Origin of the sequence: Pseudomonas sp. NFIX28, assembly GCF_900107395.1 — a bacterium.
In the GTDB taxonomy this organism is placed as follows: Bacteria; Pseudomonadota; Gammaproteobacteria; order Pseudomonadales; family Pseudomonadaceae; genus Aquipseudomonas.
The window spans coordinates 233,736-253,820 of the sequence record NZ_FNPW01000001.1; the positions used below are offsets into that span (position 1 = coordinate 233,736).

At 62.5% G+C, this 20,085-nt stretch carries 29 protein-coding genes; 12 read left to right on the plus strand and 17 right to left on the minus strand.

The window, feature by feature from the left end:
* Positions 1-109: 109 nt before the first annotated feature.
* Both BLV20_RS01120 and BLV20_RS01125 read left to right on the plus strand, forming a co-directional pair.
* The gene (locus tag BLV20_RS01120) at positions 110-307 is read left to right on the plus strand and encodes a hypothetical protein (RefSeq protein ID WP_256577632.1); all 198 of its coding nucleotides are present in this window, start codon (positions 110-112) and stop codon (positions 305-307) included.
* 51 nt (positions 308-358) lie between these two features.
* Positions 359-745, plus strand: a complete 387-nt coding sequence (locus tag BLV20_RS01125; protein WP_092295759.1) for a YfeK family protein — start codon at positions 359-361, stop codon at positions 743-745.
* Between the two features lie 162 nt (positions 746-907).
* On the opposite strand, the gene BLV20_RS01130 is transcribed toward BLV20_RS01125, so the two are convergent.
* The 3 genes from BLV20_RS01130 to BLV20_RS01135 all read right to left on the minus strand — a co-directional run bounded on the left by BLV20_RS01130 (position 908) and on the right by BLV20_RS01135 (position 2,302).
* Complete coding sequence (locus tag BLV20_RS01130) at positions 908-1,237, minus strand: hypothetical protein (protein WP_092295762.1); 330 nt, start codon at positions 1,235-1,237, stop codon at positions 908-910.
* Between the two features lie 211 nt (positions 1,238-1,448).
* Positions 1,449-1,619 carry a hypothetical protein gene (locus BLV20_RS31310; RefSeq protein WP_175540118.1) on the minus strand — a complete coding sequence of 57 codons (171 nt, stop codon included), beginning with the start codon at positions 1,617-1,619 and terminating at the stop codon, positions 1,449-1,451.
* A gap of 227 nt (positions 1,620-1,846) precedes the next feature.
* Positions 1,847-2,302, minus strand: a complete 456-nt coding sequence (locus tag BLV20_RS01135; protein WP_092295765.1) for a hypothetical protein — start codon at positions 2,300-2,302, stop codon at positions 1,847-1,849.
* A 115-nt stretch (positions 2,303-2,417) separates the two neighbouring features.
* Here BLV20_RS01135 and BLV20_RS01140 point away from each other — a divergent pair, with 115 nt between their 5' ends.
* Positions 2,418-2,969: an anti-virulence regulator CigR family protein gene (locus tag BLV20_RS01140; RefSeq protein ID WP_092296969.1), complete on the plus strand. Its 552-nt coding sequence runs from the start codon at positions 2,418-2,420 to the stop codon at positions 2,967-2,969.
* A gap of 598 nt (positions 2,970-3,567) precedes the next feature.
* Here the strand turns inward: BLV20_RS01140 and osmE are convergent.
* Complete coding sequence (gene osmE, locus BLV20_RS01145; RefSeq protein WP_092295768.1) at positions 3,568-3,924, minus strand: osmotically-inducible lipoprotein OsmE; 357 nt, start codon at positions 3,922-3,924, stop codon at positions 3,568-3,570.
* A gap of 402 nt (positions 3,925-4,326) precedes the next feature.
* Between osmE and BLV20_RS01150 the strand changes: the two genes are divergently transcribed.
* The 3 genes from BLV20_RS01150 (at position 4,327) to BLV20_RS01160 (ending at position 6,216) form a co-directional block, all read left to right on the plus strand.
* Positions 4,327-4,530: a DUF6021 family protein gene (locus BLV20_RS01150; protein WP_092295771.1), complete on the plus strand. Its 204-nt coding sequence runs from the start codon at positions 4,327-4,329 to the stop codon at positions 4,528-4,530.
* A gap of 112 nt (positions 4,531-4,642) precedes the next feature.
* Positions 4,643-4,840, plus strand: coding sequence for a DUF2188 domain-containing protein (locus BLV20_RS01155; RefSeq protein ID WP_092295774.1), 198 nt, complete (start codon positions 4,643-4,645; stop codon positions 4,838-4,840).
* 1,055 nt (positions 4,841-5,895) lie between these two features.
* The gene (locus BLV20_RS01160) at positions 5,896-6,216 is read left to right on the plus strand and encodes a YbjQ family protein (protein ID WP_092295777.1); all 321 of its coding nucleotides are present in this window, start codon (positions 5,896-5,898) and stop codon (positions 6,214-6,216) included.
* A 245-nt stretch (positions 6,217-6,461) separates the two neighbouring features.
* Here the strand turns inward: BLV20_RS01160 and BLV20_RS01165 are convergent, their stop codons facing one another.
* The 6 genes from BLV20_RS01165 to BLV20_RS01190 all read right to left on the minus strand — a co-directional run bounded on the left by BLV20_RS01165 (position 6,462) and on the right by BLV20_RS01190 (position 11,731).
* Positions 6,462-6,671 carry a hypothetical protein gene (locus BLV20_RS01165; RefSeq protein ID WP_023965801.1) on the minus strand — a complete coding sequence of 70 codons (210 nt, stop codon included), beginning with the start codon at positions 6,669-6,671 and terminating at the stop codon, positions 6,462-6,464.
* A gap of 145 nt (positions 6,672-6,816) precedes the next feature.
* A complete protein-coding gene (locus BLV20_RS01170; protein WP_092295780.1) occupies positions 6,817-7,857 on the minus strand; it encodes a DNA topoisomerase IB in 1,041 nt (346 codons plus the stop codon).
* Positions 7,858-7,940: 83 nt separating this feature from the next.
* A complete protein-coding gene (gene modC, locus BLV20_RS01175; RefSeq protein WP_092295783.1) occupies positions 7,941-9,029 on the minus strand; it encodes a molybdenum ABC transporter ATP-binding protein in 1,089 nt (362 codons plus the stop codon).
* A 3-nt stretch (positions 9,030-9,032) separates the two neighbouring features.
* On the minus strand, positions 9,033-9,713 hold the full coding sequence (gene modB, locus BLV20_RS01180; RefSeq protein WP_092295786.1) for a molybdate ABC transporter permease subunit: 681 nt from the start codon (positions 9,711-9,713) through the stop codon (positions 9,033-9,035).
* Positions 9,714-10,481 carry a molybdate ABC transporter substrate-binding protein gene (modA, locus tag BLV20_RS01185; protein ID WP_092295789.1) on the minus strand — a complete coding sequence of 256 codons (768 nt, stop codon included), beginning with the start codon at positions 10,479-10,481 and terminating at the stop codon, positions 9,714-9,716.
* Between the two features lie 185 nt (positions 10,482-10,666).
* Positions 10,667-11,731: an NAD(P)H-dependent flavin oxidoreductase gene (locus tag BLV20_RS01190; protein ID WP_092295792.1), complete on the minus strand. Its 1,065-nt coding sequence runs from the start codon at positions 11,729-11,731 to the stop codon at positions 10,667-10,669.
* A gap of 273 nt (positions 11,732-12,004) precedes the next feature.
* Here BLV20_RS01190 and BLV20_RS01195 point away from each other — a divergent pair, with 273 nt between their 5' ends.
* Both BLV20_RS01195 and BLV20_RS01200 read left to right on the plus strand, forming a co-directional pair.
* Complete coding sequence (locus BLV20_RS01195) at positions 12,005-12,988, plus strand: acrylyl-CoA reductase (NADPH) (RefSeq protein ID WP_092295795.1); 984 nt, start codon at positions 12,005-12,007, stop codon at positions 12,986-12,988.
* 47 nt (positions 12,989-13,035) lie between these two features.
* Positions 13,036-13,524 (plus strand): GyrI-like domain-containing protein, encoded by a 489-nt coding sequence (locus tag BLV20_RS01200; RefSeq protein WP_092295798.1) that lies wholly within the window; start codon positions 13,036-13,038, stop codon positions 13,522-13,524.
* On the opposite strand, the gene ada is transcribed toward BLV20_RS01200, so the two are convergent.
* The 5 genes from ada to BLV20_RS01225 all read right to left on the minus strand — a co-directional run bounded on the left by ada (position 13,488) and on the right by BLV20_RS01225 (position 16,657).
* Positions 13,488-14,561, minus strand: a complete 1,074-nt coding sequence (gene ada, locus BLV20_RS01205) for a bifunctional DNA-binding transcriptional regulator/O6-methylguanine-DNA methyltransferase Ada (RefSeq protein WP_092295801.1) — start codon at positions 14,559-14,561, stop codon at positions 13,488-13,490. The genes BLV20_RS01200 and ada overlap by 37 nt on opposite strands.
* 87 nt (positions 14,562-14,648) lie before the next feature.
* Positions 14,649-15,332 (minus strand): DNA oxidative demethylase AlkB, encoded by a 684-nt coding sequence (gene alkB, locus BLV20_RS01210; RefSeq protein WP_092295804.1) that lies wholly within the window; start codon positions 15,330-15,332, stop codon positions 14,649-14,651.
* The gene (locus tag BLV20_RS01215; RefSeq protein ID WP_092295807.1) at positions 15,322-16,038 is read right to left on the minus strand and encodes a 2OG-Fe(II) oxygenase; all 717 of its coding nucleotides are present in this window, start codon (positions 16,036-16,038) and stop codon (positions 15,322-15,324) included. Before BLV20_RS01215 ends, alkB begins: the two co-directional genes overlap by 11 nt.
* Before the next feature lie 111 nt (positions 16,039-16,149).
* On the minus strand, positions 16,150-16,320 hold the full coding sequence (locus BLV20_RS31315) for a hypothetical protein (protein ID WP_007921734.1): 171 nt from the start codon (positions 16,318-16,320) through the stop codon (positions 16,150-16,152).
* A gap of 34 nt (positions 16,321-16,354) precedes the next feature.
* Positions 16,355-16,657 carry a DUF1883 domain-containing protein gene (locus BLV20_RS01225; protein WP_092295810.1) on the minus strand — a complete coding sequence of 101 codons (303 nt, stop codon included), beginning with the start codon at positions 16,655-16,657 and terminating at the stop codon, positions 16,355-16,357.
* A 176-nt stretch (positions 16,658-16,833) separates the two neighbouring features.
* Here BLV20_RS01225 and BLV20_RS01230 point away from each other — a divergent pair, with 176 nt between their 5' ends.
* The 4 genes from BLV20_RS01230 to BLV20_RS01245 all read left to right on the plus strand — a co-directional run bounded on the left by BLV20_RS01230 (position 16,834) and on the right by BLV20_RS01245 (position 19,237).
* A complete protein-coding gene (locus BLV20_RS01230) occupies positions 16,834-17,184 on the plus strand; it encodes a hypothetical protein (RefSeq protein ID WP_092295813.1) in 351 nt (116 codons plus the stop codon).
* 182 nt (positions 17,185-17,366) lie between these two features.
* Positions 17,367-18,017: a c-type cytochrome gene (locus BLV20_RS01235; RefSeq protein WP_092295816.1), complete on the plus strand. Its 651-nt coding sequence runs from the start codon at positions 17,367-17,369 to the stop codon at positions 18,015-18,017.
* The gene (locus BLV20_RS01240; protein WP_092295819.1) at positions 18,014-18,937 is read left to right on the plus strand and encodes a c-type cytochrome; all 924 of its coding nucleotides are present in this window, start codon (positions 18,014-18,016) and stop codon (positions 18,935-18,937) included. Before BLV20_RS01235 ends, BLV20_RS01240 begins: the two co-directional genes overlap by 4 nt.
* A gap of 69 nt (positions 18,938-19,006) precedes the next feature.
* The gene (locus BLV20_RS01245) at positions 19,007-19,237 is read left to right on the plus strand and encodes a hypothetical protein (protein ID WP_092295822.1); all 231 of its coding nucleotides are present in this window, start codon (positions 19,007-19,009) and stop codon (positions 19,235-19,237) included.
* Positions 19,238-19,252: 15 nt separating this feature from the next.
* On the opposite strand, the gene BLV20_RS01250 is transcribed toward BLV20_RS01245, so the two are convergent.
* On the minus strand, positions 19,253-19,534 hold the full coding sequence (locus BLV20_RS01250; protein WP_092295825.1) for a hypothetical protein: 282 nt from the start codon (positions 19,532-19,534) through the stop codon (positions 19,253-19,255).
* A 153-nt stretch (positions 19,535-19,687) separates the two neighbouring features.
* Positions 19,688-19,876 (minus strand): hypothetical protein, encoded by a 189-nt coding sequence (locus tag BLV20_RS01255; protein WP_092295828.1) that lies wholly within the window; start codon positions 19,874-19,876, stop codon positions 19,688-19,690.
* Positions 19,877-20,085: the final 209 nt, after the last annotated feature.

A 20,085-nucleotide genomic window follows, 5' to 3' on the forward strand; every position in this document is an offset into this window, starting at 1 on the left:
TGGCAAAAGCGTGGCATGGCCAGGTGGGTTTGGATGCGCGCAGAACAGCGATACACTCGCTGCCAAGCCACTAGCTGGCTGCAAGGACATGACCCAAGGAAGAGCTCCAGTGATAACTGTTCAAAGCGCAGCACCGAAAATTTCTTATGCGGAACTGGCCAAGCTGGTTGAGCAGAAGAGGGCGGTAGAGCAGGTCAATCTGCTTGAAGCCAAATTGAACCCAGCCTTCGTGGCCGAGCTCGAGGCCGCCCGACAAAGCGCTGAGGCGCAGCAGGCTGCCCAGCCGGTTTTCCCTATCGAAGCTTGACCGCCGCGGCGTTTGTGGCGGCATTGCTCTGTTTCAAGACAAGGACGAATCATGCGAATTTTTAGAAATGAATGGGCTCGATGGCTGATGGCCGTCGGTATCGGTTTCGTGGCGGTGGCGGGGAGCGCACAGGCGCAAACCGCGCCTCAGGCTGCCCAGGAAATACAAGGGTTATTGGACTTTGTCGAACGCAGCGAATGCCGGTTTGTGCGTAATGGCACCGAATATCCGGCTCCCCAGGCCCGGGAGCACCTGGAGAAAAAGCTGAATTACCTTGAAGGCAAGAACCTGGTGAGCAGCGCAGAGGACTTTATCGACCTGGCCGCCACGAAAAGCAGCATGAGCGGCAAGGCTTACGAGGTGCGCTGCCCGGCAGGATCGCAACCGGCAAGCGCCTGGTTGAAGACGGAGCTACAGCGGCAACGCCAGTTTCATTGAGCCATTTTCAGTAGAAACCAGCCCAGCTTGCCTGCTGGGCTTTTTTGTTTCCAAGCCATGGCAATACTGGGTCCAGAGGCTCATCGGCTGTGGTTCGATAAGCGACCGGCTGACCCAGGGGGCAGCCGGTCGCGGCAGGGGTTGAAGTTCGATGCGAATCAATCAGGAGACCTCGGGGATCTCATCGATAAATGCGATTCGCTCACCATTCTGGAAGATTTCAATGGCGCTATAGAGCTCGGAGTTTGGCGGCATCACCCGGCGGAACCGGACTTGCGTGCAGGTGACTTTCTGGATCCAGTTCCCTGGCTTTTGGAACAAGTGCAGATCGAGCAAGAGTATTGCCGGGTTGATACCTTGCGGGACGCGTAACGTCAGAAAGGCCTCGATGCCAGGGTTGCCAACTTCAACGTCGCCAACTACATGAAGTTCGTCCGGTTTGGGGGGCATGGTGTCCAGCCAGGCATGCCAGTTTGTGCAGTTCGTGATCATTTTTCCGTTCCTTGAGAAATGAAACTCGAAGCTTGAGGTACTGCGGTTTCGCATGGCGCTTCGTGTGCCACGGAATCGAATGCCTGGCCTCGATCCTTCATGTCCTGCACGGACCCGCACGGCCAGCAATCTCATGTTTAGGTGTAGATGAGGAACGGTGGATGGCGCTCAGGCCTGGACGAATGGCACTGCAGACCGCTTTGCCGCGCGATCAGCGCGAATACTGTTTCGTCTTGTTTGCCGCATCCTCGATGGACACTCCGCGTTTACGCCGTTGCAGCCAACTGCAGAACGCGTGCACCGGGTGAATGACCATCGCCAATGCGCACAACAGCAGAACAATGAACAAGGACATCAGACCGAGACCTTCATGGGAAAACATCGTGGGTTACTCCTGTAGTTCACTTTGTCGGTCCCTGAAGGGTAGGCATTCCAATGCGTCGCTTGGTGAAAGTTACTTAAAGATAGTTTCATCTGCGCCGCGATCATGCCGGCAAGCATTGGCGCTAAAACTAAAAAGCCCGGCGCTGGGCCGGGCTCTTTTAAAACGGTTAGTGCTGCCAGCGAATGATTGTGCAATCGGTTCAGCGGGCAAGCACCAGGCTGGGACTATCGATCGTTCTTGCTGCTAGAGACGCCAGCTTTGCCCAGGCCTCCCGAGTTGTGGTCCCCAGGGGTAGTGCCCGAGATTGCACTGGCTTTTGACAACCCGCGGGTGTCTTTGGACTGGGCGACACCGGAGGTGGTCGAACCATGGCCCTTGCTGTCGTTACGAGTGCTGCCGTAGTGGTTGCCACTTTCTCCGAGATTGCGAACCGACTTGCCCGCGTTGTCGCTTTTCAAGCCGCCGTTATGGCCCTTGCTGCTACCCCCTCCAGAATGGCCACCCGCCTGGCCGCCGTGGCCGCCACTATTGCCACCGCCATGACCACCACCACCGCCATTACCGCCACCGTGGCCACCACCGTCTTTCGCATAAGCGGAAGTCAGGGGGAGTAAGGGAGCTGCTGCCAGCATCAGTACGCATGTCACGGCAGTCACGAGATTTTTTTTCTTTAAAAGCATGATTGCTTCCATAGATAAGGAGAGGATTGCGTGAACTAAGACGCCATCGGCTGTCTATAGTTCGGGTGTCATGACGAATGGCATTACGGCTGGATCCATGCAGAGGACTGCACAGATGACGACTCGTTCGGTTGTAGCTGTTTTAACAAGCGTCGCGTTTTTGTTCGGCTCGACTGCCTTGTATGCGGACCCGGGGAATGGCAAGGGAAATCCCCAGACCACTCAAGGTAATCAGGGCGGGCAAGGCAATCAGGGCAACAAAGGAAATCAGGGTAATCAGGGTAATAAAGGGAATCAGGCCAACAAAGGAAACCAGGGTGGGCAGGGCAACCAGGGCGGCCAGGGCAATAAAGGCAATCAATCCCAGAACTACACCCAGGGCGGACGGTATAACGGCCCGCAAGTCGATGTTGGCGGTATTCGAGTCATCATTGGTGACAGTCGCGACTACTGGTCACCTGGCCCGGCGCTGCCACCCGGCATTCAGAAGAACCTGGCCCGAGGCAAACCCCTGCCGCCAGGGATTGCGAAAAAACTCGATGGCCGGATGCTCGGCAGGCTGCCGCACTATGACGGTTATGAGTGGCAACAGGCCGGTACCGACCTGATCCTGGTCGCCATCGCGACGGGGATTATTTACGAAGTCCTGCACAACGCCCTGGACTGATTCAGCCCGGACCGAGTCGCAAGCAAAGCCCGGCGCAAGACCGGGCTTTGCCTGATCCACCTTTGCCTTGTGTACATCGCATGTCGAGCTGACGGTATCCGCCATCAAAGGCGCACGGCGCCTGCTTCGCCGAACCCAGCGCATGTTTGTTTTCAAACCACTCCAGCTTTTCCGAAGAAGGCTTTTTTACTGGCGTCAACAAGGTGACGATTCTGCCATTGCCTGAAAAAACATGTGGTTATTTAAGGGCTTAGGAAATAATTAGGGTAAAAATAACCTCAAAATATGTTGTTACAAGTTCCCATGGACGTTAAGATAGCCCCGCGTTCACCTACCACGGTTTATGCATTTTTAGCCCCAAGTGTCCATCAGCTACTTGGGCTTTTTTTTGCCTGGAATTTGTCCTGGGCCACCTTTTTCGTCGCCTGACGTCACTTTTTTCCTTTCGCTTGGGCCGCTCTGCAAGGCAAAAAAAAGCCCGCGGGGAGCGGGCCAACAGTTGAATGAGCAGGGTGGAATTTACCCTTCCTGCACTCGCCTTGCAGTGAAAGAAGTTTCATCTGGCCGGGCCCGCCGTAAGCGCTTTCATCTGGCTAACTCAATAGCCGCCCATCCCGTCCGTGTCGCTGCCTGGAGCCCTGGCTTTTTGCTGGGCGTGGCTCCATTCGGCGCATGTGAGGAAACTGCTGTGATCGACTTTGCCATTGCTATCGAAGCTGACATTGAACGGCTTTTTATAGCCGCCCTGGACCAGCACATAGTCGAAGCAGGTGCCGGGTACCACGGTGCGCGGGCTGACCGATAAAGGTTCGCCGCCGATCTGCCGGACTTGCTCCTGGGTCATGCCGGTCTCGACCTTCGCCACCAGCGGCTGATCGCGATAGACGAGGGTGTCGCTTGTGCAGCCGGCGACGGCAGACAGCAGGGTGATCATGACGATAAAGGTTTTGTTCATGACAGGGCTCCCGAAGGTACGTGTCGTTAAGAGACGCCTGGGTCCATCAATTGAAGTAAAGCCGAGTAACGAGCGTCGCGAACGGGATTCGCAAAGGGGGAGACGAGGGGAGAGGCCGATAGACAAAAAGCCCGCACGGGCGGGCTTTTTGCAGAGGGGGAGCTGATCCTTCAGCTGCGGCCAGTGTGCGCTTGCGCCGTAGCCCGAGCAATGACATGGCGACGAAACGCAGGCCTGGCGGCGGGTTGATAACAGGGCTCTCGACTCGGGGGGCGCCGGCCTGCAAAAACACCATAAGCACGGCGATAAGCGCGGGTGGGGATACCATTCGTCAGCTGTTTTGCACCCCGCGTGCGGATTGTTCTTTTATGGAGAGGTGCCTATCGATGTCAGGAGGTTTCCATGAATACGAACAGGCCCACAGGCCCGCGTTCATCCGAGCATGCCTCCGGCAAGGACGAACTGGGCTTCGACCCTGACTCCCCGGATCTGGCCGATCCGCAAGTGGACCCTATCGGCCCGGCGAAAGCGCCCAGGGACCCTAAGCCGCCCAAAGAACCCAAATCCAGGGCCTATGATCCCCTGGCCGATCTGAAACCCAAGTAGACCCTGCGTTGCAATGCCGGGCCGTGGCGATGGATGGAAGCCCCGCCCGCATTGGCCGGGTGTAAGGTGGTTGCGACAATCTCGGACGATTTCTACGGAAAGGGAGGTGATTATGAGCGTGCCAATGCTGAACAAAATGCACATGAACGGCTATGACGTGGTCAGCGTCAACAATGGCCCCTGGCGGGTCTGCACCAAGGGCGACCGCCTCGGCTCCTTTGGCACCCGGGAAGAGGCCCTGGCCTATGCCGCCGCCTTGCCAGCCTACAAGGTGAAAACCAAGGCCAAGCGAGCGGCCAATACCCGCTAACCCCATCGATGATCTTGCCCGACAGCTGGCTCTGCCCCTGTCGGGTTTTCTTTTGCCCGCAGGCCGACGATTCAACCTGGGTGTAACGCCCGATGGCGCAGCCGTTGCCGGATTACCCGTTTTACCTGACCCACCGCATGTCCCGGGTTTGCGGCTGCTTCGCAACCGATCGCAGGCTGCGCCAGCGGCTACAGGGATTGGGTATCGGCCTTTCTTTATTGGAATGCCAAAACTGCAACTTGAAGCAGCGGTTGCTTTGCCGCGCTTAGCGCAACAGATGCCGGCTGCAATCGTTGTCGATGTAGCCGCTGGCGCAGCCTGCGCTCGGCGGCGCAGCCGTCGTAAAACCGGATTGCACGTTCCGCCTGACCCACCGCGTGGCCTGGGTTTGCGGTTGCTTCGCAGCCGATCGCAGGCTGCGCCAGCGGCTACAGGGATTGGGTCGACCTTTCTTTATTGGAAAACACCAACGCCGCAACTCGAAGCTGCGACTGCTTTGCCGCGCTTAGCGCAACAGATGCCGGCTGCAATCGTTGTCGATGTAGCCGCTGGCGCAGCCTGCGATCGGCGGCGCAGCCGTCGTAAAACCTGATTGCACGTTCTGCCTGACCCACCGCATGTCCCGGGTTTGCGGTTGCTTCGCAACCGATCGCAGGCTGCGCCAGCGGCTACAGGGATTGGGTATCGGCCTTTCTTTATTGGAAATGCCAAAACCGCAACTTGAAGCAGCGGTTGCTTTGCCGCGCTCAGCGCAACAGATGCCGGCTGCAATCGTTGTCGATGTAGCCGCTGGCGCAGCCTGCGCTCGGCGGCGCAGCCGTCGTAAAACCTGATTGCACGTTCCGCCTGACCCACCGCATGGCCTGGTTTGCGGTTGCTTCGCAACCGATCGCAGGCTGCGCCAGCGGCTACAGGGGTGACATTCATGTGATGCCCGGTTGAAAAGGGGCCTTGTCTCGCACGGCATGCTTCGCCAAGGGTCTGTTACCATCGCGTTTTTTTGCGACCCGCCCGGTATCGGGGCGAGGATGTCGCGCCGGTCGAAGGAGAATGCCGTGATTGTCACTACCACCCACGCGATTGCAGGACGAGAGATCGCCGAATACCTGGATATCGTAAGCGCCGAGTCCGTGCAGGGGATCAACGTTGTACGCGACGTCTTCGCCGGGATGCGCGACTTTTTCGGCGGCCGTTCCCAAACCCTGGAGCGGGCGCTGAAAGAAGCCCGGGTGCAGGCGACCGATGAGATCAAGGAGCGTGCCCGCGACCTGCGCGCGGATGCGGTGCTCGGCCTGGACTACGAGATCAGCATGCCGAGCGGCCGTGGCGGCATGGTGGTGGTGTTTGTCACCGGCACCGCCGTCAGGCTCAAGTAACCGACGCCCATCCCGCGTCATCCGGCCCCGCCTGTGTGCGGGGCTTTTTTATGCCCAATAGGGTCCGCCAAGACGGCTCCCGCCCCTTGGCAGTCGCCCATAAAAAAGACCCACCGGGGGAAGCGGTGGGCCAGTCGGGAGTCTTCAATAAGCCTGAGCCACTCTAGCGAAGGCGCCGAAGGTTCACAGTGAAGGAAATTTCATCATTGTCGGCGAGTGGCTGCGCCACCCGGTGGCCCGTGGCTTCAGGCTCGGCGGCTGGCGGCATTGAGCCGACGGCATTCGCGCACGGCGTCCTCTTCCAGGTCATAGCCATCGCCGATGAAACCGTCGGTGCGGGTGTCGGCGATGCGGTACCAATGGGCGGCGATCGGCGCGCCATGGGCGGCTTCCCCGGCGCGGCGCCCCTGAATGATGATCTTGTTGCAGCGCTTTACGACAAAAATGTCTTCCATGGCGCTTCCCTGGTTGATAACTGCTCAGAGCAACTATAGAAGCAACTCCGAAACTCGTGCAAAAGCCTGGCGTTCCTCACCCAGCCTCCAGCCCGCGGCCGTCCATGGCAGCCGGTGGCTGGGTGCCATGGCGGTCGCGAAAAACTCAGGCCTGCTGCGTCAGCCGTTCGAGGAATATCGTCAGGGCCACTTCCTCGGTCTTCAGCCTTTTGTGTTTGCGCGGCCTGGGCAGCGCGGCCAGCTGGCCCAGCACGAAACCTTCGAGCAGGGCCGGATGGATGTAGCACTTGCGGTACACCGCGGGGGTATTGCCCAGTTGCCGGGCGACGTCCTTGACCGTCTCGACTATGTGTCTTTTCGCCTCGGCCTCGGGTTCCCAGTGCAGTTCGCGCAGCACCGCCAGGGCCAGGGTGCTGCCGGCCCAGGTGCGGTAGTCCTTGGCGGTGAAGTCGGCGCCGGTCAATTGCTGCAGGTAGGCGTTGACGTCGGAAGAGTTGACGCTGTGGCGCTCGCCGTTTTCGTCGAGGTACTGGAACAGGTTCTGCCCGGGCAACTCCAGGCAGCGCTTGAGAATCCGCGCCAGGCGCGGGTCCTTGATGCTGACCTGATGCTCGATGCCGCTCTTGCCGCGGAACTGGAAGAGGATCGAGCTGCCTTTGATTTCCACGTGCCGGTTGCGCAGGGTGGTCAGGCCGTAGGAGCGGTTGTCGCGGGCGTACTGGCTGTTGCCGACCCGAATCAGCGTGGCGTCGAGCAGGCTGATAACCGTGGCCATGACCTTGTCGCGGCTGAAGCCGGGCGCCGCCAGCAAGGTTTCCAGTTGCCGGCGCAGGCGCGGCAGGGCGCAACCGAACTCCAGCAGGCGCGAATACTTGTCGGCGTCGCGCACTTCCCGCCAGCGCGGGTGGTAGCGGTACTGCTTGCGCCCACGGGCGTCGCGGCCGGTGGCTTGCAGGTGGCCGCGCGGGTCGGCGCAGATCCACACCTGGGTATAGGCCGGAGGCACGGCCAGGGCGTTGATGCGCCGGATCTCGTCGGGCGCCCGGATACGCTGGCCTTGCGGGTCGAAATAGACGAACTTGCCGCGCACCTTCTTTCGACTGATCCCCGGCTGGCTGTCGTCGACGTAATGCAGGTCGGGCGGCAGGTCCGGGGGCAGGTCTTGGCGCAATGGGGCGTCGGGCATGGCGGAGTCCTTGGCAATCGATCAAGCCTGTCTGGGGATTGACCGCGGCGCGGCGCAAGGGTGCCAACGCATTTGCCGGGGACTTACGCGAGCACGGCCACCGCCTTGATCTGGGCCCAGAGTTGCTGGCCCGGGTGCAGTTGCAGCTGGTCGCGGGAGTAGCGGGTGATACGCGCCAGCAGCGGGCTGCCGGCCACGTCCAGGCGCACCAGGACATGCGCGGTGTTGTCGGCGGGGATTTCGCCGCTGACCGTCACCGGCAGGCGGTTGAGGATGCTGCTGTGCTCGCCCGCTTGCAGGCTGAGGCTGACGTCCCGCGCCTGGACCTTGAAGCGCAGGTGCGTGCCGATGGCCATCGGCGCATGGGCGACCCGCACCTGCAGCCGGCTGCCGGGCAATTGCAGGGCGAGCAGTTGATATTCGGCGTCGTAATGGCTGACCTGGCCTTCGACCACCACCCCGGCGTCGTCGCCCAGGGCCAGGGGCAGGTCGAGACGGGCGAGGGTTTCGCCGATCGGCCCGCTGGCCAGGGCGCGGCCGTTTTCCAGCAGGACGATATGGTCGGCCAGGCGCGCCACTTCATCCTGCGAGTGGCTGACGTACAGCACCGGGATTTCCAGTTCGTCATGCAGGCGTTCGAGATACGGCAGGATTTCGCCTTTGCGCTTGCTGTCGAGCGCGGCCAGCGGTTCGTCCATCAACAGCAGCCGCGGGCTGGTGAGCAGCGCGCGGGCAATGCCGACCCGCTGGCGCTCGCCGCCGGACAGGTTGTGCGGGTGGCGCTGCAGCAGGTGGCCGATGCCCAGCAGTTCGGTGGCCTGGGCCATGTCGACCCGGCGTTGCCCGCGCGGGATGCGCTTGAGGCCGAACGCCAGGTTGGCCTGCACCGACAGGTGGGCGAACAGGCTGGCTTCCTGGAACACGTAGCCCAGGGAACGCTTGTGCGGCGCCATGAACAGCTGGCGCTGGCTGTCCTGCCAGACTTCGTCGTTGATCCGCACCAGGCCTTGCTCGGCCTGCTCCAGGCCGGCGATACAACGCAGGCACGTGGTCTTGCCGGAACCGGAATGGCCGTACAGCGCGGTGACGCCACGGCCCGGCAATTCCAGGTCGAGGTCGAGGCTGAAATCTCTATAGGTGCGCTTGAGGCGCACATGGATCGATGCACTCACGGCTCAACTCCAGCCAGCACGGGTTTTGCGGCTGGAATACAGCGCCAGCAATACCAGGAACGAAAACACCAGCATGGCGCCGGCCAGCCAATGGGCCTGGGCGTATTCCAGGGCCTCGACGTGGTCGTAGATCTGCACCGAGACCACGCGGGTTTTCTCGGGAATATTGCCGCCGATCATCAGCACCACGCCGAACTCGCCGACGGTGTGGGCGAAACCGAGAATGGCCGCGGTGACGAACCCCGGCCTGGCCAGCGGCAGGATCACGCTGAAGAAGGTGTCCCAGGGACTGGCGCGCAAAGTCGCCGCCACTTCCAGCGGGCGCGTGCCGATCGCGGTAAAGGCGTTCTGCAGCGGCTGCACGACAAAGGGCATGGAATAGATCACCGAGCCAATCACCAGGCCGCTGAAACTGAAGGTCAGGGTGCCCAGGCCGAGGGCCTGGGTGAGCTGGCCGATAGCGCCGTTGGGGCCTAAGGCGAGCAGCAGGTAAAAGCCGATCACCGTCGGCGGCAGGACCAGGGGCAGGGCGACGATGGCGCCGATTGGCCCGCGCAGCCATGAGCGCGTGCGCGACAGCCACAAGGCAATCGGCGTCCCGATGACCAGCAGGATCAGGGTGGTCAGCGACGCCAGTTGCAGGGTCAGCCAGATGGCGGAAAGGTCGGCACTCGATAGCGGCATTTAGCGTTGGTAACCGTAGGACTGGATGACGGCAGCGGCCTTGGGCCCCTTGAGGTAGTCAACCAGCGCCTTGGCGGCCGGGTTGTCCTTGCCTTTATCGAGGATCACCGCGTCTTGTTTGATCGGGTCGTGCATCTCGGCCGGGACTATCCAGGCCGAGCCGCTGCTGACTTTGCCGTCTTTGTAGATCTGCGACAAGGCGACAAAGCCCAGCTCGGCATTGCCGGTGGAAACGAACTGATAGGCCTGGGTGATGTTCTGGCCTTCGACGATCTTGCCCTTGACCTGGTCGGTCAGGCCCAGCCTGGCCAGGACCTGGGTGGCGGCCAGGCCGTAGGGCGCGGCCTTCGGGTTGGCAATCGACAGGTGCTGGTACTGGTTGGCCTTGAGCACCTGGCCCTGGCTGTCGACGTAGGCCTGCCGGGCCGACCACAGCGCCAGGGTGCCGATGGCGTAGGTGAAGCGCGAGCCCTTGACGGTGGCGCCTTCGCTTTCAAGTTTCTGTGTGGTGCTGTCGTCGGCGGCGAGGAACACTTCGAACGGCGCGCCGTTCTTGATCTGGGTATAGAACTGCCCGGTAGCGCCATAGGCGGCCACCAGTTTGTGCCCGGTGTCTTTCTCGAAATCAGCGGCAATGGCCTGGATCGGCGCGGTGAAGTTGGCGGCGACCGCCACCTGGACTTCAGCGGCCTGGGCCGAGCCGAACGCGCAGGCGGCGAGCACGGCAGCAAGGCAGGTCGGGGCAAAACCTGAAAGGCGAAGGTTCATGGACAGCTCCATTGGCGAAGAGGCATTAGGCAGAAGGGAAATAGACTGCACCGGGGCGGGTGAAGCGCTGTATACGGAAATATATAGCGAATCGCCAGCGAACGGAACTGTAAAGGCCATGCGGTGTTGAGGGGCAAATGAAGGCTTGGGCCAAACGCCGCGACCGCAGTCGCGGCGTGTCGGGTTCAGCGGCCGGTGAGTTTGGCCAGGGCCTGGGCGGCCAGGGTGCGGGTCAGTTCCGCGGTGGGCAATTCGATTCCAAGGCGCAATGCCTGGCCGGACCAGAGGTTGGCGAAGTCGGCGTCATCCTTGGCGCGCAGCGGCATCAACGCACCGCCGGCGAGGGGGAAGGCTGGCGCCAGGGGACTGATCGGGCCGATTTCGCGCATCACCCGGTTGAGAATGCCCCGTGCCGGGCGCCCGGTGAACAGGTTGGTCAGGGCGGTTTCGCTCTCCTTGGCGGTGCGCAACGCCTTGTGGTGGGCGGCGCTGACCTTGGCTTCCGGAGTGAACAGGTAGGCGGTGCCCAGTTGCACCGCCGAGGCGCCGAGGGCGAAGGCCGCGACTATGCCCCGGGCATCGCCGATCCCGCCGGCGGCAATCACCGGCACCTGCACCGCATCGACGATCTGCGGCACCAGGGCCATGGTGCCGACCTGGCTGTTGAGGTCTTCGCTGAGGAAGATCGCCCGGTGGCCACCGGCCTCGTAGCCCATGGCGATGATGGCGTCGCAGCCGTGCTGTTGCAGCCAGATCGCCTCGTCGACGGTGCTCGCCGAAGACAGGATCTTCGCCCCGGTGGCCTTGACCCGGGCCAGCAGCGCCGGCTCCGGCAGGCCGAAGTGAAAGCTGACGATTTCCGGACGCAGTTCTTCCACCAGTTCGCAACTGACGGTGTCGAAGGGCGCGCGGCTGCTGACCGGGGTTGGCGCATCGAAATCGGCGCCGAGCTCGCGGTAGTAGGGCTCCAGGGCGTTTTTCCAGCGGGCTTCCCGTTCCGGGTCGGGTGTCGGGTTCCGGTGGCAGAAGAAATTCAGGTTCAGCGGCGCGCGGGTTGCCTGGCGGATGCTCTGGACATCCTGGCGAATCTGCTCGGCACTCAGCATGGCGCAGGGCAGGGAACCCAGGCCACCCGCCTGGGCGGCGGCGATCACCATGGCGGTAGTGGTCGCGCCGGCCATCGGCGCCTGGATGATCGGCAGTTCGATGCCCAGCAGGTCGAGAATACGGGTGTCAGGCCATTGGCTCATGTTGAATGATTCTCCGACATCAAAAAAAGAAGGACGGTAGCCCGGGGTTTGTATCAGGAGATAGCTGACCAAGGCCAGTCGACTTTGGCCGTTGGCTGGGTTGCCGGTGATAACGCTATCGCGGGCAAGCCTCGCTCCTACAGTGCGGACAGGGGGAGCGTTCTACGACGAAAAGAGCGTGGATTTTTTGCGCTCGGGCTGGGAAGGTGGGGCGGCTTTGTCATCTGAAAACTCAAGTTCGCGGCCCGGTCCAGGGCCTGGTGGGAGGCAGTCATGTTCAAGGGAATTCTGATCGAGAAGGACGCCGCCGGTTATCGCGCGACGCTGCGCGAGATGGGCGAAGAGCAATTGCCCGAGGGCAACGTCACGGTGCGGGTGGCCTACAGCACCCTGAACTTCAAGGATGGCCTGGCCATCACCGGCAGCAGCCCGGTGGTGCGCAGGTTTCCCATGGTGCCGGGCATCGATCTGGCGGGCACGGTCGAGGCCAGCAGCCACCCGGACTATCAGCCCGGCGACCCGGTGCTGCTCAACGGCTGGGGCGTGGGCGAAGGGCATTGGGGCGGGCTGGCGCAAAAGGCCCGGCTCGACGGCGACTGGTTGATTCCCTTGCCCCAGGCGTTCAGCGCCGCCGAGGCCATGGCCATCGGCACCGCCGGGTACACGGCGATGCTTGCCATCCTGGCGCTGGAGCGCCACGGCCTGGCCCCGGCCCAGGGCGACGTGCTGGTCACCGGGGCCAATGGCGGGGTCGGCAGCTTTGCCATCGCCTTGCTGGCCCGGCTCGGTTACCGGGTGGTGGCGTCCACCGGGCGCATGGCGGAGCAGGATTACCTCCAGCGCCTGGGCGCCAGCGAGATCATCGACCGCGCCAGCCTGTCCGCGCCGGGCAAGCCGTTGGCCAAGGAGCGGTGGGCGGCGGTGATCGACTCGGTGGGCAGCCATACCCTGGCCAACGCCTGTGCCGGCACCCAGGCCAACGGCATCGTGGCCGCCTGCGGGCTGGCCCAGGGCATGGACTTCCCGGCGTCGGTGGCGCCCTTCATCCTGCGTGGCGTGACCCTGGCCGGGATCAATAGCGTGACCCAGCCCAAGGCCCGGCGAATCGAGGCCTGGCAGCGCCTGGCGCGGGATCTGGGCCCGGCCCTGCTGCCGCTGATCAGCCATGAGATCGGCCTCAGCGAAGCCATCGATGCCGCGCCGCGCCTGCTGGCCGGCGAATTGCGCGGGCGCGTGGTGGTGAATGTGAATCGCTGATACCGTGCGCGCCCGTCATCAGATAAATGCCACCAAGGAGTATCAGCATGGATGTCAAATTGCGTGAGGTTCGGCCTTTCAGCGTTTCGGGCTTGCAGGTGCGCACCTGCAATGCCGACGAGCAACGGCCGGACAGCGCGCGGATCGGGCCGATGTGGGAGCGGTTTTTTGTCGAAGGCCTGTTCGACAGCATCGGCCACCGGCAATCGGACTCGTTCATCTACGGCGTCTACTCCAACTACGAGTCCGACGCCTCGGGGCATTTCGATGTAACCGCTGGCGTGGCGGTGGGCGAAGGCGATGCCGACTATCCGTTGGTGCATGTGCAGGGCGGTGAGTACCTGGCGTTCTCCGCCAAGGGGCCGATGCCCGAGGCGGTGATCCAGACCTGGGGCCTGGTCTGGGCCTACTTCGAGGACAACCCGCAGGTTCGTCGGTGTTTCGCCACCGACTTCGAGGTGTACACCGGGCCGGAATCGGTGTCGGTGTACATCGGCATTCAGGCCTCGGACGGGGTCTCGCGTTCGAGCAACTGACGCTTGCGTTCCACGCCCCAGCGGTAGCCGGACAGGTTGCCGTCGCTGCGCACCACCCGGTGGCAAGGGATCGCCACCGCCAGGCTGTTGGCCCCGCAGGCCTGGGCCACGGCGCGAAAGGATTTGGGGGCGCCGATACGCTGGGCGATCTCGGCGTAGCTGGCGGTGCTGCCCAGCGGGATTTCCTTGAGGGCCAGCCAGACCCGCTCCTGGAACGCCGTGCCTTGCAGGTCCAGCGGCAGGTCCAGGCCAATCGCCGGCGCCTCGATAAACCCCACCACCTTGGCCACCAATTGCTCGAAGTCCTGGTCGGCGCCGATCAGGTTGGCCCGGGGGAATTTGTCTTGCAGGTCCTGCACCAGCGCATTGGGGTCATCGCCCAGCAGGATCGCGCAGACCCCGCGATGGCTCTGGGCGACCAGGATCGCGCCCAGGGTGCACTGGCCGACGGCGAAGCGGATATCGGTGTTCAGGCCACCGGCGCGGTAATCGCTGGGTTTCATGCCGAGCAACTGGTCGGCGGTTTCGTAGAAGCGGCTATTGGAATTGAAGCCTGCGTCATACAGCGCATCGGTTACCGAGTGGCCGTGTTCCAGCTGGCGCCGTACCCGCCGCGAGCGGTGGGCGCTGGCGTAGCCTTTGGGGGTCAAGCCGGTGGCGGCCTTGAATACCCGGTGAAAGTGGAAGCTGCTCATGCCGGCTTGTTCGGCCAGCTGTTTCAGGCTCGGCAGCGTTTCGGCCGACTCGATCTGCCGGCACGCGGCTGCCACCAGGCGGGCGTGATGGGCGGCGACCTGGGTCTGATCGCTGGCGCTGCGTTTACTCGGCCGGTAACCGGCGGCTTCGGCTTGCTCCGCAGTGTCGAAGAACTCGACGTTTTCCGGCCGCGGCAGGCGCGACAGGCTGCTGGGGCGGCAGTAGACGCCGGTGGTTTTCACTGCGTAGACGAACCGGCCGTCGGCGCTCGCATCACGGGCCAGGACGGCGAGCCAGCGTGGATCGCTGGCGGTGGTGGGCTTGGGCTGGACGGTGGTCATGGGCTCTACTCGGTGACGGATGTCGCTCAGCTTAACCAAGGGCAGGGGGCCTGGCACTCCGAGTCTTGCGCTGGAATTCCGCTGGCTTCAACCGGCGCGGCGAAAGGTGAAGTTGATGCGTCGTGGCCCCAGCAACGGGTGCGTGCCTTCCTTGAGCGGCAGTACGCCGTGATAACGCAGGCGGTCGACGCCGCCCCAGACCATCACGTCGCCATGCAGCAGCGGCACGCGCAACGGGCGGTCGCTGCGCCGATCGCCGCCCAGCTGGAACACCGCCGGCAAACCCAGCGAGACGGAAACGATCGGCGCGCTGTAGTCGCGTTCGTTCTTGTCCTGGTGCAGGGACATTCGGGCGCCGGGCACATAGTGATTGACCAGGCAGGCGTCCGGGTCGAAGCCGGCAAAACCGGCCTGGTTCGCGGCGGCCCGGGCCAGTTCGCGAAACACCTCGGGCATCGCCGGCCAGGGCTGGCCGCTCTGCGGGTCGATGGCGGTGTAGCGGTAGCCGCTGCGGTCGGTGGTCCAGCCCAACTGCCCGCAACTGCTCAGGCCGACCGACATGGTGAAACCGCCCGGCGTGACCATCTGCCGGAACGGCGCGGCGCGCAGCACGCCACGCAAGGCCGGCAGCAGGCGCTCGACCCAGGGCAAGGCAAAACCGCGCAGCACGAAGGACTGCGGGCCGATCTGTTCGGTACGGGGCGCCTGTTGCAATTCGGCTTCGCCGAACAGCTCGGCGCTAAAGCGACCGGGCATCAGGTTACTGGGCATCGTGGAAAATCACTCCTAACGTATGGCGGCGACCGCTGTGCACGCGGCTGACGCCATGGCGCAACATCACCCGGTAATGACCGCGCACGCCGGGTACCGGACGATGATGCACGGCGAAAACCAGCGCATCACCTTGCTTCAGACCGATGACCTGCGGCCGCGACTGCATGCGCGGCCGCTGCTCGGTGATGACGAATTCGCCGCCGGTGAAATCGATCCCCGGACGCGACAGCAGGATCGCCACCTGCAGCGGAAATACGTGGTCGCCATACAAGTCTTGGTGCAGGCAGTTGTAATCCTGCGGGCCGTATTGCAGCAACAAGGGCGTGGGCCGCTGCTGGCCGGCGGCGTGACAGCGCTGGAGGAAGTCCTCATGCCGCGGCGGATATTGCACGGGAATATTCATCAGCTGGTTCCAGCGATTGGCCAGGGGCACCAGGCGCGGATAGAACCGGTCGCGCAGTTCGGCGACCAGCGACGGCAAGGGGTAGGCGAAATACTGATACTCGCCGCGACCGAAACCGTGCCTGGCCATGACCACCCGTGAACGAAACAACTCGCCGCGGGGGTACAGGCTGCTGAGTTGCCGGCATTCGTCGGCGCTGAGCAGGCGGTCGATCACTGCGCTGCCATCCTGCTCGAGCTGCTGCTCGATCAAGGGCCAGTTCACGCCGGCCAGGCGATGTTCGAGGGAGAGGGCGGACATGCTGGCGATTCCCGAAGCAGAAGCTGATGCCTGCCAGTCTAGGAAGCGCGCGGGCCGCTCACACTCCGATGCTTGCGCTCGAACTCGTCAGCGGGGCCACAAGCCGAAGCCTTACAGCGCCTTGCTCACGCTGACGTCGCTGATGACGTCGTCGGTCTGGCCGTGCAGGGCTTCCAGCGCGGCCTTGGCTTCTTCCTGAGTGCCGCTTTCCAGCTGGGCGAACTCGAAACGGCGCTCGCCGTTGAGTTTGTATTTGATGACGTACTTGGTCGTTTGGGCCACGGTGATACCTGTCTGTCGCGGGCGGATGCGGGGTTCAGCGCAGTTTCGAGCTGGAACGGCGGATGATCTTGATCGAGTGGGTCAGGTTCGGCTTGCGAGTGACGCTGATGGGCCGACGGTTGACAGTATCGATGGTGATATTCCAGAAACCGGTGCTCGGCGCGGTGATCTTGGCCGGGAACTTGTCGAACGCGCCGCCATGATAGGTGTGACGCCCGCCGTTCTTGAAGCTTCGGAAGTTGGCGTCGCTCATCAGGCGGATGTTGCAGACCTGGGAGCATTCGATGACGACGATATCGTCTTCGTTGAGGTGCTCGCGCTGGTGGATAAATTTCATGGGCGCCTCCAGAAGGGCTTTTGCTACAAAATCAAAACGATGGCGCAGTTTATCAGGCCGCGGCAGGCGGCTTTGACAATTTAAAACAGTTATTTGCCGATTATTTGAGATAAATCTGACCGATCCGGAGAAAAATTCCATTTCTGCGGTCGGACGGTCTTTATCGGAGGAAATGTATGAAGTGGGGTGTGTTGATGCTGGCCTTGGCGATCAGTGGGTGTGCGACGGTCTCGGACATTAACCAGACCCTGCCGACCATGAATGTGATTTCAGGGAAAAAGCCGCAGGAATATGCCAAGTGCGTCAGCGACAAGCTCGCGGACAGCCGGGGCCAGTTACAAGTCGAGCCGCACAAGGACGGCATGCGCATTATCGTTCCGCAGAAAGTCTCGTCGGGACCGACCGCGGTGTTCGATATCGAGGAGCGTTCGGGCGGCAGCAGCATCAAGCTGCATGAAAGCATGTCCAACGTGCCCATGCGGCCGGGCGACATCCGCAAGGCGGCGGAGGACTGCATTTCCGGCTGATGGCCGAAGGTTTTCCAGGAGCCCGCCCCGGCCCGTATTTTCGCGGCAGGGGCGGGCTTTTTTGTGCCCGGTGACAAAGCAGGCTCGGCCGTTTCGCGTTGTAGCCCAAAGTCTATTGGCCTACTCTTTGTAGGCTTATATAAAATAGGCCTAAGAATATAACTAGAAAAATGGAGTTCGCCATGATTCCCATGGACCGAATACTGCTGGGCAGCCTGATGCTGTTTTCTGTCGCCAGTGCCCAAGCCGTGGATGGGCAGAAAGTGTTTACCCAGGGCGGCGCGCAACCCGGCGCCACCGCCTGCCTGGCCTGCCACGGCGGCGATGGCCTGGGCCTGGCGGCTGCCGGGTTTCCGCGCCTGGCGGGGTTGTCGGCGGGTTACTTGCGCAAACAGTTGGAAGATTTCCGCAGCGGCGCGCGCAGCAACCCGGTGATGCAACCTCTGGCCAAGGCCTTGAGCGATGACGAGATAAACGCGGTCAGCCAGACGCTGGCGGCCATGCCGGCACCAACGCCGATTGCGCTCAATCGCAGCGCCAAGGCCGAGGGCGTGGGGGCGCGGCTCGCCTTGCGCGGAGCCTGGGAGCGCCAGGTTCCGGAATGCGTGACCTGCCACGGGCCGGGTGGCGTCGGCGTGGGGGACGCCTTTCCGCCGTTGGCCGGGCAACCCGCGGCGTACCTCGCCGGGCAATTGAATGCCTGGCGCGACGGCTCGCGCCGCAACGACCCGAACGATCTGATGGGGCATATCGCCAAGGCCCTGAGCCCAGAGGAAATCACCGCAGTGGCCGATTACTTCGCCAAGGCCGATCACCAGGAGCCCAAGCCATGAGCCGCGATCTTCTAGTGGGCCTTTCCCTCGCTTTGTTGGCGGCCCAGGCCCATGGCGCCGTAGCCGTCATGGAAGACCAGACGCAGTTGCAAGAGCCGCCGGTGAGCGCTGCCCATCCGCAGTATTTCCAGCCCCCGGCGGAAAGCGAACTGCCCGACAATGCCTACGGCAAGATGGTCCGCGATGGTTATGCGCTGTTTGTCGACACCAAGCGCCTGGCGCCGCAGTTCGTCGGCAACGGGCTCAATTGCAGCAACTGCCACCTCGACCAGGGGCGGCTGGCCAACTCCGCGCCGCTGTGGGGCGCCTATCCGATGTACCCGGCCTATCGCAAGAAAAACGACAAGGTCAATACCTACGCCGAACGCTTGCAGGGCTGCTTCCAGTTCAGCATGAACGGCACGCCGCCGGCCGCCGACAGCTACGAGATCACCGCCTTGTCGGTGTATTCCTACTGGCTGGCGAGCAAGGCGCCGATCGCTGTCGAATTGCCTGGGCGTGGCTACCCCGAAGTGCCGCAGCCAAAGCAGGGCTACGACCTGGCTCGTGGCGAACAGGTATACCGGGCGCAATGCGCGGTCTGCCATGGCGATGGCGGCCAGGGCCAGAAGGTCGGCGCGGACTATGTCATGCCGCCGCTCTGGGGCAAGGACTCGTATAACTGGGGCGCCGGCATGCACCGGATCAACACCGCGGCATCCTTTATCAAATACAACATGCCCCTGGGCAAGGCCGGCAGCTTGAGCGACCAGCAGGCCTGGGATGTGGCGGCGTTCGTCAATCGGCACGAGCGGCCGCAAGACCCGCGCCTGGTGGAGGGTTCCATCGAGAAGACCCGGCTCAAGTTCCACGCCAACGACGGGGTCAATCTCTATGGCCAGACGGTAGATGGCGTGCTGATTGGCCAAGGCATCCGATAAACTGTCGGCCATTGTCAAAGATGCCGTCGAAATCCAGGTTTCGGCGGCATCGTTTTTTTGGGAGAAAGCATGAAGCGCGAACAAGTCCGGGAGAGGCATGCAGAGGGTCATATCTCTGCGACCCATGTGATTCAGAATCCGGCGAATTCCGGGGAATGGATCGTATTCTTCAAGAAAAGCGCGGGGCGCAGTTATTTTCTTGTGGATGACAACGATGAAGTCGAGTCATTCGGCCGGCTGGACGACCTGATCGAGACCATTCGCAACCTGGGCATCAAGTTTGCCGAGATTCATATGTAGCCAGGCGCTCGCCTGTTACTTGCAGACCACCACCACGCTGCGGCTTTTATAGTTGCCGACGTCTGCGCCCAGGGTCTTGTCGCGTTCCTCGAGCGACGGCGTGCCGTCGGTGCCGATGATCCGATAGCCGGTGCCGGCACAGGAGGCGTCGGCTTTTTCATAGCAACTGGCCCAGGAGCTGGCTTCGCCGGAACAGTCGATGCTCAGGCCTTGCTCGCCGTTCTCCAGGTAGGTGTCGGAAACGGTGGCGCAGCCAGTCAGGGCCAGTGCCGCGGTCAGTGCCAGAAGTTTGTGCATGGTGTGGTCGTCGTCGAGAAGTTGAGCCCCGGGGGAGGGCTGGACACCCTTGGCGGGCGTCTGGGGCGAAATGCTATAGCGAACCGCCACTGCGGTATAGATCGGCATGAAAAAGCCCTGCACGGGGCAGGGCTTTTCGGTGCAGGGCCTGTATCAGGACTTGGGGCTGCGACGCGCCGAAGCGTGGCCTGCAGAATCTTCGAACACCGATGCCACCTCGACCGCCATCGCCTCGCTGGCGAAGGGGCCGGCGACGTTTTCGCCCTGGGCACTGACCAGCCACCACTGGCCATCTTTCAATTGTTGGATCTGGTAACCGTTTACGCTTTTTGTAGCCGACATCTATCTGCCTCGTTGGCGGGGTTCAAGGGCGCCATGATAGCGATAAATCAGCGCTTATAAAGAGTGCCGGCAAGGGCTCGAGCACAGAAACATCAAGGCTTTGCGGCCGTGCGGCGGTTTACGGCGCAGGGTATCTGTACGATGCTGCACAGCTAACTGCGCAGCGGCCGCGGATTGGGTCTGCGGAACTATCGGCAGCAATATTCCTC